15 protein-coding genes are annotated in these 11,104 nt (G+C 46.3%); 7 read left to right on the forward strand and 8 right to left on the reverse strand.

The window, feature by feature from the left end:
* Window positions 1-116: 116 nt before the first annotated feature.
* Window positions 117-1,199: an AI-2E family transporter gene (locus AWU56_RS05035; protein WP_006955485.1), complete on the forward strand. Its 1,083-nt coding sequence runs from the start codon at window positions 117-119 to the stop codon at window positions 1,197-1,199.
* 31 nt (window positions 1,200-1,230) lie between these two features.
* Here the strand turns inward: AWU56_RS05035 and bcp are convergent, their stop codons facing one another.
* On the reverse strand, window positions 1,231-1,701 hold the full coding sequence (bcp, locus tag AWU56_RS05040) for a thioredoxin-dependent thiol peroxidase (RefSeq protein ID WP_006955484.1): 471 nt from the start codon (window positions 1,699-1,701) through the stop codon (window positions 1,231-1,233).
* A gap of 158 nt (window positions 1,702-1,859) precedes the next feature.
* Here bcp and dapA point away from each other — a divergent pair, with 158 nt between their 5' ends.
* The 3 genes from dapA to purC are packed head-to-tail and all read left to right on the forward strand — an operon-like array spanning window position 1,860 to window position 4,575.
* Complete coding sequence (dapA, locus tag AWU56_RS05045) at window positions 1,860-2,738, forward strand: 4-hydroxy-tetrahydrodipicolinate synthase (protein ID WP_006955483.1); 879 nt, start codon at window positions 1,860-1,862, stop codon at window positions 2,736-2,738.
* Window positions 2,739-2,749: 11 nt separating this feature from the next.
* A complete protein-coding gene (gene bamC, locus AWU56_RS05050; RefSeq protein ID WP_272978121.1) occupies window positions 2,750-3,847 on the forward strand; it encodes an NlpB/DapX family lipoprotein in 1,098 nt (365 codons plus the stop codon).
* 14 nt (window positions 3,848-3,861) lie between these two features.
* On the forward strand, window positions 3,862-4,575 hold the full coding sequence (gene purC, locus AWU56_RS05055) for a phosphoribosylaminoimidazolesuccinocarboxamide synthase (protein WP_006955481.1): 714 nt from the start codon (window positions 3,862-3,864) through the stop codon (window positions 4,573-4,575).
* A gap of 21 nt (window positions 4,576-4,596) precedes the next feature.
* Here purC and AWU56_RS05060 read toward each other — a convergent pair whose 3' ends face one another.
* Genes AWU56_RS05060 through AWU56_RS05080 form a run of 5 tightly spaced genes read right to left on the reverse strand, consistent with a single transcriptional unit; the run spans window position 4,597 to window position 7,388 of the window.
* The gene (locus tag AWU56_RS05060; protein ID WP_006955480.1) at window positions 4,597-4,749 is read right to left on the reverse strand and encodes a DUF2897 family protein; all 153 of its coding nucleotides are present in this window, start codon (window positions 4,747-4,749) and stop codon (window positions 4,597-4,599) included.
* The gene (locus AWU56_RS05065) at window positions 4,749-5,441 is read right to left on the reverse strand and encodes a M15 family metallopeptidase (RefSeq protein ID WP_006955479.1); all 693 of its coding nucleotides are present in this window, start codon (window positions 5,439-5,441) and stop codon (window positions 4,749-4,751) included. The genes AWU56_RS05060 and AWU56_RS05065 overlap by 1 nt, the downstream gene beginning before the upstream one ends.
* Before the next feature lie 2 nt (window positions 5,442-5,443).
* The gene (gene dapE / locus AWU56_RS05070) at window positions 5,444-6,589 is read right to left on the reverse strand and encodes a succinyl-diaminopimelate desuccinylase (RefSeq protein ID WP_416361512.1); all 1,146 of its coding nucleotides are present in this window, start codon (window positions 6,587-6,589) and stop codon (window positions 5,444-5,446) included.
* Entirely contained in the window at window positions 6,577-6,921 is a 345-nt protein-coding gene (locus AWU56_RS05075; protein WP_272978434.1) for a Spx/MgsR family RNA polymerase-binding regulatory protein, read from the reverse strand. Before AWU56_RS05075 ends, dapE begins: the two co-directional genes overlap by 13 nt.
* Window positions 6,921-7,388 (reverse strand): PTS glucose transporter subunit IIA, encoded by a 468-nt coding sequence (locus AWU56_RS05080; RefSeq protein WP_286681927.1) that lies wholly within the window; start codon window positions 7,386-7,388, stop codon window positions 6,921-6,923. The genes AWU56_RS05075 and AWU56_RS05080 overlap by 1 nt, the downstream gene beginning before the upstream one ends.
* A 213-nt stretch (window positions 7,389-7,601) precedes the next feature.
* Here AWU56_RS05080 and yfbV point away from each other — a divergent pair, with 213 nt between their 5' ends.
* Window positions 7,602-8,033: a terminus macrodomain insulation protein YfbV gene (yfbV, locus tag AWU56_RS05085; protein WP_040487869.1), complete on the forward strand. Its 432-nt coding sequence runs from the start codon at window positions 7,602-7,604 to the stop codon at window positions 8,031-8,033.
* Here yfbV and AWU56_RS05090 read toward each other — a convergent pair.
* Together AWU56_RS05090 and xthA are read right to left on the reverse strand one after the other, a co-directional pair.
* Window positions 8,030-8,665, reverse strand: coding sequence for an energy-coupling factor ABC transporter permease (locus AWU56_RS05090; protein WP_006955474.1), 636 nt, complete (start codon window positions 8,663-8,665; stop codon window positions 8,030-8,032). The two genes, yfbV and AWU56_RS05090, sit on opposite strands and share 4 nt — an antisense overlap.
* Window positions 8,666-8,689: 24 nt before the next feature.
* Complete coding sequence (gene xthA, locus AWU56_RS05095) at window positions 8,690-9,499, reverse strand: exodeoxyribonuclease III (protein WP_006955473.1); 810 nt, start codon at window positions 9,497-9,499, stop codon at window positions 8,690-8,692.
* 148 nt (window positions 9,500-9,647) lie between these two features.
* On the opposite strand from xthA, the gene AWU56_RS05100 reads away from it, so the two are divergent.
* Together AWU56_RS05100 and AWU56_RS05105 are read left to right on the forward strand one after the other, a co-directional pair.
* Window positions 9,648-9,971, forward strand: a complete 324-nt coding sequence (locus AWU56_RS05100) for a DUF3392 family protein (RefSeq protein WP_006955472.1) — start codon at window positions 9,648-9,650, stop codon at window positions 9,969-9,971.
* Between the two features lie 12 nt (window positions 9,972-9,983).
* Window positions 9,984-11,051, forward strand: coding sequence for an alpha/beta hydrolase (locus tag AWU56_RS05105; protein ID WP_286681928.1), 1,068 nt, complete (start codon window positions 9,984-9,986; stop codon window positions 11,049-11,051).
* Window positions 11,052-11,104: the final 53 nt, after the last annotated feature.

The following is an 11,104-nucleotide window of genomic DNA, read 5'->3' on the forward strand; positions in this document are numbered from 1 at the left end:
ACGCAATATTCTACGTAGAGTTATTAATTTACAATAAGTTCCTTTTCTACTCTATGGTGTTACCGTAAGATTGCAAGCATCGTGAACCTTTAATCACACCGAACAGGAAGCTCGGAATGTTCCAACATATTCAGCAGTGGTATCGGAATAAGTTTTCAGACCCCAATGCAGTGACGCTATTTTTATTGCTCATTGTGTCGGTTCTATTGATTGTATTTTTCGGTGGAATATTAGCACCCATTCTAGCTGCGATTGCGCTCGCTTATTTACTTGATTGGCCTGTAAATCGATTGATTGACGCGGGGATGGGGCGTTTGGCTGCCACCATTATTGTTATGAGCCTCACCATTTGTATTGCGACGCTGTGCCTGTTTACGCTCGTGCCAGTGGTCTGGCAACAAAGCACAACGCTGATTCGTGAGCTACCTGATATGTTGGCGAACTTGCAAGTGTGGTTGCACAAACTACCCGAATTGTTTCCATCGGTGATTGATGAATCGCAAATAACCGAGTTGATGCTAACTGTTAAACGTCGTGTCGTAGGGCTCGGCGAGCAAATATTGACGAGCTCTTTGACTTCACTGGTCAATGTAATGGCGATGCTGGTTTACTTAATTGTCGTGCCGTTATTAGTCTTTTTCATGCTCAAAGACAGGAATACGCTCCTTGCTCATTTCAGCCGCATATTGCCCACTAACCGTCGTTTAATTACGCAAGTCGGTCAGGAAATGAACCTGCAAATCATGAACTACATCCGCGGCAAAGCTCTGGAAGTCATTGTGGTTGCCGTGACCTCTTTTGCTGTGTTCTTTGCTTTTGATTTACGTTACACGACGTTGCTGTCAATTTTAGTCGGGTTATCAGTATTGATACCGTACATTGGTGCCGTCGTGGTGACCATACCCGTCGCATTAGTGGCATTATTTCAATTCGGTGCTACAGGTCCATTCATTTACGTGATGATTGGCTACCTCATTATCCAAGCGTTAGATGGCAACGTGCTCGTGCCATTATTGTTTTCCGAGGCGGTGAGCCTTAATCCGGTCTATATTATTGCTGCGGTGCTTATCTTTGGTGGTATTTGGGGTTTTTGGGGCGTATTTTTCGCGATACCGTTGGCGAGCTTAGTCAAAGCGGTGATAACCGCTTGGTCAAGTCGAGAAGCCCTGATTGAGAAGAGTAGTCCAGCCGAAGAATAAGGCGCTCAGTGCGCCTTATTCCGAAATGACTTTAGTTCTGCTCTAAATGATCGAGTACCACTTGGTGGTGCTCTTTTGTTTTAAACTTATCAAATACGTGACTCACCGTACCGTCCTGTTCAACTAGAAAGCTGATTCGATGAATACCATCGTACTCTTTGCCCATAAATTTTTTTGGACCCCAAACTCCAAACTTATCTGCAATCGCATGATCTTCATCGCTCAGTAGCGTGAAGTTAAGCTCGTCACGTTCAGTAAACTTATTTAATCGCTTAGGCGCATCAGGACTAATACCGACTGAGATGACATTGTGTTCTAGTAAACGATCTTTTTCATCACGCAAGTTCTGCGCTTGAACAGTGCAACCAGGGGTCATTGCTTTTGGGTAGAAATACACCAACACACGATGGTCTTTCAGTAATGCTTGTAAAGATACTTTTTCTTCGTTTTTATCTAAAAGTTCAAAGTTAGGCGCTTTGTCGCCAGCTTGTAAACGTTCCATTTCTAACTCCTAACGATAAGATCCAGTATATATATGATAGCGAAGCTGGGTTTGGATTAAAATGAAGGGAACAAATTACGTGCTACGTGTTCCTAGTCTTGTGTTTATTTGGGGCTACCAGTAACATTAGGCCCCATGATTAGGAATTTGGAGCCTATATGCTAACAGGTAGTATTGTTGCCTTAGTCACACCGCTGACTAAGCATGGGAATATCGACTATAACGAACTTGAAGAACTCGTGAATTTCCATGTTGAATCCGGGACAGACGCAATTGTCGCGGTAGGCACAACGGGGGAGTCAACCACACTCAGCCATGAAGAACACATTGATGTTGTTGCTGCGATGGTCGAACTCGCTAATGGCCGCATCAAAGTAATTGGAGGTAACGGCTCAAACTCCACCGCCGAGGCCGTGCAACTCACAGAGAAGATGAGTCACTTTGGTGTCGATGGTTTTCTCAACGTCACACCTTACTATAACAAGCCTTCAGTAGAAGGCCTGATCGCCCATTATTCAGCTTGCGCTGACGCCTCAGATAAACCGCAGATTTTATATAATGTGCCCGGTCGAACCGCATTAGACATGCCACCTGAAGTGGTTGAACAACTCGCTGAAATTGATAATGTGATTGGCATTAAAGAAGCGACGGGCGATGTTTCTCGTGTCGAAGAACTGAAGCGTCGCTGTGGCAACCAATTTATTTTGCTGAGTGGCGATGACCCGACCGCGTGTGAATTTATGTTGCGCGGTGGGCATGGCGTTATCAGTGTTACAGCCAACGTAGTGCCAAGCCGAATAAAAGCGCTGGTTGATGCTGCGACTCGTGGAGAACGTGAAAAAGCTGAACAAATCGATAGTGAACTCCGTGAACTCAATAATGCATTGTTTGTTGAATCAAATCCGATTCCAGTTAAGTGGGCTCTCGCGTTAATGGGTAAATGTAGCGCCAATTATCGTTTACCTCTGACGCCGCCAAGCGAAGACAGTCAGCTTGTTATCGAGCGCGCCCTCAACCAATTACACTTACTTAAGTAGCAGGAGTGGAAATGAATTTTCGCCGTACAGCCATCGTGACTTCGTTGGCGATGATTACCCTCGCGTCGTGTAGCTCGATTGAAAAAGAGCAAGCGAATGGTGACTTTGATTATGTCAACTTAAAGCAACGACCCGAGTTAAACGTTCCTTCGGGTTTGGAAACGCCTGACTACAGTAATAGTTACAAAATTCCTGCTGCAGATACCTCTGGACCCATAGGCGAAGAAGTTCGCGTTGTTTCACCTCGCCAGGTTCATCCTATTGCGTTGGGGAGTCGTGTACTCGAAAACGAAAAACAAGCACGGGTGTATTTTGATTTGGTTGAAGGTATGTCAGACAGTATTGTAAACACTGTCTGGACCGCAGCTGAACAAGTCTTAGACCGCAAAGGCCTAACTTTTACTAAAACGGGCGAAAACCAGTGGACCACTGAGTTGCTTACTACCGAAGACGAATATGAAGCAGAAGGCGATGGTGGTTGGTGGTTGTTAGGTGACGGAGATACTACTGTGTCTCTGGAACAAAGTTTTCGCTACGTGTTAACGCAGGCGCCAGAAACGCACGGTCGGACGACTGCGCTTGAAGTGACGTTAGCGGACGTATCGCAAAAGGTAAACGGCGATCGCACTGAAATGGCAGAACTGACTCAGCATAACTTATCAGTTGATTTGTTGAATAAAGTTGTGTCTCAAGTGAATCGTGTCCACCAACAATCAATCCAACAGAGCCGAGAAGCGGGCGTGCCCGTTTCAGTCAGTACCAATGCTAAACAGCAACCCGTATTTGTGGTTGAGCTAGACTTCGATGACGCTTGGGTGCTCACCGGTCAAGCATTAGAACAAATAGGTTTGAGCATTGATGACTTAAACCGCGAGGCAGGCACCTATTTTGTTGAGTACACCGAGCCGGACTCAGGTTTCCTATTCATCGGTGGGGACGATTATGAATCGTTGGGTATTCCAGAAGGAAATTATGAAATTCGCTTAGTCGAATTTGGGGATGATACGGCCATTAGCGTTTGGTCAAATGATGAAGTAGTCGATCAGGCATGGCTCGAGTCGGTTAAGCCTGCTCTTGAGCAAGCATTAAAAGTAGCAAGTCAACAGTAAAGGCGGCACAACCTATGGAAAAACGAAACGAGCTGTATCGTGGGAAAGCAAAAACCGTGTATACGACAGATGACCCATCACGATTAGTGTTGGAGTTCCGCAACGATACTTCCGCGTTTGACGGAGAGAAAGTAGAGCAACTCGAAGATAAAGGAATGGTTAATAATCGTTTTAATCATTTCATTATGACTCAATTAGAAAAGGCGGGTATTCCAACGCAATTAGATGAGTTGCTGAGTGATACAGAATCATTGGTTAAAAAGTTGGATATGATTCCAGTTGAGTGCGTTGTTCGCAACGTAGCCGCTGGCTCGTTAGTTCGTCGCCTAGGGGTTGAGGAAGGTAAAACACTAAATCCGCCGACGTTTGAGTTTTTCCTAAAAAATGACGCCTTGCATGACCCGATGGTTAATGAGTATCACATAGAAGCCTTTGGTTGGGCGACAAAGGAGCAAATTGAGCAAATGAAGGCGCTGACGTTTAAGGTCAACTCGGTGCTTAAATCATTATTTGAACAAGCTGGGTTACTGTTAGTCGACTATAAGCTCGAGTTTGGCGTGTTCGACGGACAACTCGTATTAGGCGATGAGTTTACCCCTGATGGTTGCCGCTTATGGGATGCTAAGACTCGTGAGAAGCTTGATAAAGATCGCTTTCGTCAGGGCCTTGGCGGGGTAGTGGAAGCCTATAAGGAGGTCGGTCAGCGTTTAGGCGTGCAATTCTCCTAGTCTAGACTGCCGACCTACTTTTTATTGTTTAGATGAGTCGTCCTCAGAGTTTTCTTTGGGCGGCTTATTTTTAGTAGGCCATTTTAACTTGCTACTGTATTTAAGTACCATCAAATTACTCACAACGACGCCCAATACCAACAAAATAATTAACCAAACCCAATGCTCTTGCATTACTCTTCTCCTGTGTTACCACGACAGATATTGTCAAAGTAACGTTCTTTAATGACATGTAAGTGCGCTAGTACGGTCTCTTTACCCGCGATATCAGTGTTGCTTAGCGCGTTTTTGAGCTCGTCGAGCGTCAACGATTGTTGAATATGATCGGCGACTGGCTGATAGCTCAAATGCCAAGGTTCGTGAGACACCCCGCCTTGGTAGACGCGATAAGGAAAGAAAAAGCCGAATTCGTGAGCATGCTGTTGCAGCCAGCACAACAATGGATAACAGGGCGCATTGATGTGTTCGTACTCCTCGGGCACCAGTTGAAGCGTTTGGTTAGAGTTAAAACGAGAGGGGTCCCATACGTCAATATCGGTCCCCCAATGATGGCGGCTGGCGCCTGGCAACGCTGACCAGTGAAGAATCGCGTGTAGCTTTTCTTCATCGCTCAGCTGGGTCGTATCAAGCGGATGCCCTTGTTCGTCATTGACCGAACGTTCACCAGACCATTTTCGGTTCCAAATCAACAACTGCCTGTCAAAACTACGAAAACCCGACGCAATAGCAAGGGTAATACCATCACGCGACGCCGCCTCTTTCATTTCCTCAAAAGCTCGTGCTGCCAGAGGGTGAAGCATGTGGCCGTCGATTAATGTCAGTAAATGATCCTGGGCCTTACCCAAACGCTGCGCTGAAGTTATCATCGTTAAACACTCATTTCTTCCAGTATGGCTTGGTAAACGTCTGTGAGCGTATCAAGATCAGTTATCTTCACACATTCGTCGACTTTGTGAATAGTGGCATTTACCGGTCCAAGTTCGATTAACTCAGCGCCTGTTGGCGCAATAAAACGTCCATCCGATGTTCCTCCAGCGGTCGAGAGCTTTGTTGGATAGCCGCAAACCCGCTCGATTGCGCACTGAACTTTATTGATGAAAAGACCCTGTGCAGTTAAAAAGGCGGGACCGTTGAGTTTCCAGTTAAGCTGATAATTAAGGTTGTGGGCGTCTAAGATAGCCTCTACGCGCTGTTGCAACTGAGTTGATGTTGACTCTGTCGAAAACCGAAAGTTAAATTCGATATCTAAGCGCCCTGGGATCACATTGCCAGCCCCCGTACCTGCATGAATATTAGACACTTGAAAGGTGGTCGGTGGAAAAAATTCATTACCATCATCCCAGCGTGTTTGGGTCAGTTCAGCAAGCGCATTAGCTGCACTATGAACGGGGTTCTCGGCGAGATGAGGGTAGGCGACATGCCCTTGTACTCCAATCACACTAAGCGAGCCAGAAAGGCTTCCACGACGACCATTTTTGACGACGTCGCCGAGCTGTTCTGTGCTAGAGGGCTCTCCCACGATACACCAAGTGATTTTTTCGTTACGAGACTCCAAGGTCTCCATCACGCGTTTGGTTCCATTGATAAACGGACCTTCTTCGTCGCTGGTGATCAAAAAAGCGATATCGAAAGGAGGTTCGTCGACCTGTTTGAGATAGCGTTCAACCGCAACGATCATCGCTGCGAGGCTCCCTTTCATATCGGCAGCCCCTCGACCATAAAGATAGCCTTCATGCTCGGTGGGTTGAAAAGGAGGGAACGACCAATCACTGGGGTCGCCAGGAGGAACGACATCCGTGTGACCGGCAAAACACAATACTGGCTTGCCTTGCCCCAGACGCGCCCAAAGATTAGTCGTATCCTCAAATATCATCGACTCCAATTCGAAGCCAAGCGATTTCAGCCGATCGCCGAGTACTTGCTGACAGCCTTCATCAGCAGGCGTGATCGATGGCCTCTCTAATAGCGTTTTAGCCAGTTGCAATGTTTCACTATTTGACATCAGCCTAACCATGCCTCCCACTGTTGGGCATTAAAGCCAACGCGTGCCTCTCCTTTGGCTTGAACGAGCGGCCGTTTAAACAATGTTGGTTGCTCGACTATAAGCTGGCACACCAACGCCTGATTACTCAGATCACGTTGTGATTCGTCCAACTGTCGCCAACTGGTACTGCGCTTATTTACCAGTTGGTCAGCGGGTATATCGGCGAGCCATTGCTCGACCTCAGCTGTGGATAGCGGAATTTCGCGCACATCACGGAATTCGTACTTAAGTTGATGTTGTTCTAGCCATTTTATGGATTTTTTTACGGTGTCACAGTTTTTGATGCCATGCACTTTGATCATTATATGTCCTTTTGAATAACTAATTCAGATTCTAAAGCGGTGACGACGCCGCTTTCTCTCAATGTCAGTTTATCGAACGAGTAATTAGGTTGCAGTATAACGGCCATTAGATTGTAAGCATTCGCTTGTCGTCTTATTAACGCTTGATTCAGCGACAATAGCGGCGTGCCGCGAGTTACCTCATCACCGCTACCGACATGGCGGTGTAGCGCTGTCAATTTATTGGCTGGCTCATGTGCGCCGAGACACAGTAGGATGCGACCCAACGCGTCAGTGTTGAGGTGAATAAAGTTGCCTGCCGGTGATATATAGCTGATGACGGCATCGGCAGGCGCGAACACTTGGTTGCCAGAGACATCAATACATGTGGTGTGGCCAAGCCACTGTGACTGAATCAGCGGGCTAGGGTGATGACTTGACGTGAGCAAGCGACCCGAGCATGGCGCTAATAAAGAAGGGGCTGGCATGACATCTCCTACGAACTATCTTAACCATAGCTTATCTGAATTAGCCATAAAGGTGCAAAACAAACCTGTAGTTGATTATAATACGTCCAGTAAGCAAAAGCGTATATAGTTCGCGAGGTGTGCGCTAATGAGTACACCCTATCAACAAAGTTATCCACAGAAAACGTTGATAACTTGAATAACTGAAGCTCAGTCAATGAGAAGGAATACGATTTGAAACTCAGTATATTCCGACTATTTAAAGACGGACATGTGTACGCGAGAAGATGGCCTCGTCATGCGGTCGTTGCAGCATTCCGAGAGACCCGATTAGTACCTTTGTTGCGGATGATGGAGCGTTGGGTACCCGCGATTGCTGTCGTCAATGCAATGTTACATTGGCAATTTTTACATGCCTATTGGCAGCAGGGCTTACTCACGTCGTTGGTGATTCTAAGTATGCCGTTGCAATTAATTGCTTGGTTTGGCTGGCGCGCGAATCAACCCCTTCCGAGGAGGTTACGAGGTTGGTATTGGGAACTACGAGATAAGCTGAAACAAAGCCGTGCGGTTTTAAAGAAGCCTACTGACGGAGGGCCGACCTATATGGACTTAGCCTATGTGTTGGAGCAAGCGCTATCTGTACTGCCTCCTGATCAACATTAATTCGGGTCAATATATTGCTTATCGTTAAATGTGACTAACCAATTCGGTCGATAAACAACCATTAATGTCACCGCCATGCCATTCAAAAGTGCCTCGGGAAACATCACCAGAGGTGTAATCATTAAATAGTTTTCCCATATTTGTTTGGGCGTCAAACGGTCACTCATCAAGGCCCAAGCCGCATGTGCTAATTGGGTCATAGCGATGGCAACGGCCGCGGCAAGAAATGCATTTAAAAATATATAAACGAAGGGATGTCGCGGGAGTCTGTGATATATGACGGCATAAGCCACATAAGTTACCGCAGCCGGTATTACAATGTGGCTAATGTAGAGCGCGCCAATCGCATTCAATGGATAGCTATTGGCAAAACTATTGACAGCTATAATAGCGACCCCTGCCAGCAATGCATAGCGGAACCCAAGCATGAGGGTGAGTGTGGTAATCAATAAGAAATGAATACTCAGGCCTTGTTCGAGCTTGGCTGAAAATAGCCAAATAAAGCTGATGACGGCAGCGGAACCGAATAATAAGTGCTGCAATAGGCGGCTGCTTCTCAATATGCGCCAACTGTCATTCACCCAAGTAGCGATGAGGATGCAAAGTGCAACAATATTAAGTAGCAGCGCCATTACCGCGATCCTTTTACTAATAAGTTAGATAGAGAACTGACTCCAAATTGGAGCATGATCCGAGGGTTTCTCTATGCCTCGTAGCTCATAGTCTATGCCACTTTCTTCGCAACGATCGGCGAGCGTTTGCGTGGCAAGAATTAAATCGATACGAAGACCACGATTATCGTCGAATCCACGAGAACGGTAATCAAACCAACTAAACTCGTTATCTTGCTCGGGGTTTAACGTACGATAAGTGTCGATCAGTCCCCAATCAAGTACTTCATTTAACCAGTCACGTTCTTCGGGTAAAAAGCTACATTTACCTGTTCTTAACCAACGCTTAGCATTCGTTTCGCCGATACCGATATCACGATCTTGGTGAGAGATGTTCATATCGCCCATCACAATAACGGGTTGTTCTGGGGATAAGTCATCATTGAGGTAGTTAATGAGGTCACGATAAAACTGCGCTTTCATTGGAAACTTTGTGGGATGGTCGCGGCTTTCACCCTGTGGAAAATAACCATTTAAAACGCGTACGGTAGCACCATCATCGAGCGGGTAATCCCCCATGATCATTCTGCGTTGAGCATCCTCGGGCTCATTTGGAAAGCCTTTTTGCACGTTTGTGAGTGGTTTCTTACTCAGTAAAGCAACGCCATAATGACCTTTTTGCCCAAAAAAGTTCACGTGATAACCCATATCTTCCACTGCCTGTTGCGGGAACTGGTCATCATGAACTTTGGTTTCTTGAAGTCCGATGACATCAGGTTGATGTTTATCGATCATCGCTTGCAATTGGTGAAGTCGAGCCCTGATTCCATTGATATTAAATGAGATAAATTTCATGCGTTGTCATGTGTATTTTTGATTAATGATAAGTATGAGGATACCAAAGTTGACGCGGCGCTGCGAGTAGCAAAGAGGGGACGGGGGATGTTCGAATAAGTAAAAATCGGTATACTTCGAAGCTTAGGTAAGCTTAAGGAGAATTCGATTGCTGCAATTGATGAACCAGCTAGGCATGATGCTTCGGCAACACACCCATGAAATCGCTATGATGATATTGGCTACATTATTAGTGATTTATGGTGATGAGGTGAACCGTTTAGTTAAAAAATCAGTTTCGAACTACCCGTTCATTGTGCGAGCACTAATTTTTGTGGCTTTGTGTGCCTTTGGCTATGGCTATTTGTTAATTGGCTTCACGCCGATACTAGCGAGTTGGATTTATACCATTCCATTGCATTTGCTCGGACCCGCTGTCCTTGGCTTATTGCTGGTGTTGGGTGTATTGGCAGAACGAAAAAAACAACTATAAGGACGTGGCGCCATGACGCAATCATTTGTTTCCATTCGTGCAGGAGCGAGCGCTCTATCTCATATTCAACAGAACGGTTTGACCGCTGATGATATTGGGCTTTTAATGGGCGCCTCTGGGGGGCCGAAATGGTTTGTATTACAAGGTATTGATGAATGGCTATTCGGGGAATTCTTCGCCGGTAAAAAGCAGCCCCTTAATACCCTTGGCACTTCAGCCGGTGCTTGGCGTTTTGCATCGTTAGGTCAAGAGGATCCGGTCGCTGCCAGCCGTCTATTCGCTGAGCTCTACAGTCATCAAACTTACAGTGCGAGACCTGATCAACGGGAGATTACTGCCGAAGCCGAGAAGCTACTGCATCGATATGTTCCAGAATCAGCCGTATCCTCGATTTTGTCACAGACGCGTGTGCATCATCACTTTATTGCCGTACGTTGTTTGCGGTCTACCGCTAAAGAGGGACGTCGACAAGCTTTGGGACTGCTGTCCTCTGCACTTGCAAATAGCATTAACCGTAGCTGGCTGGGGCGTTATTATGAACGTGTCGTGTTTCACCATCCAGCGTCAAATTTAGCGCTCTCAAAAGGTTGGAACGACTTACCCACACAGCATGTTGCTTTAACTGAGCGCAATTTCCAGCCAGCGTTGTTGGCTACCGGCTCCATTCCGATGGTGTTGGAAGGGGTACGCGATATCCCGGGCGCTCCGCGTGGAGTCTATCGCGACGGTGGGATTACTGACTATCATTTTGATATTGATTTGTCGGGTGTCGATGGCTTGACCCTTTATCCGCATTTTCATCATGAAGCGATTCCTGGGTGGTTTGATAAACGTCTGAAATGGCGGCGCAGTACAGGACGAAATTGGCCCAATACCATTTTTATTAGTCCAACTGAGGCTTTTCTAAATAAGTTGCCCTATCAAAAAATTCCCGATCGAAATGACTTCGCGCAATTAGATGCGGCACAACGAATTCAATACTGGAGCAAGGCGATCGATGCCGGCCGTTGGATGGCGGATGAACTTCAAACCACTTTAGCCAATGGTCGTTTAGCTGACCGGGTTTCACTATGGGACTAGTTGTTTTAAGTCGTCCAAGGGTGCTGTCAGTTTATGTACGTTATGGTTAGAAT

Origin of the sequence: Idiomarina sp. T82-3 (assembly GCF_001577655.1) — a bacterium.
In the GTDB taxonomy this organism is placed as follows: domain Bacteria; phylum Pseudomonadota; class Gammaproteobacteria; order Enterobacterales; family Alteromonadaceae; genus Idiomarina; species Idiomarina baltica.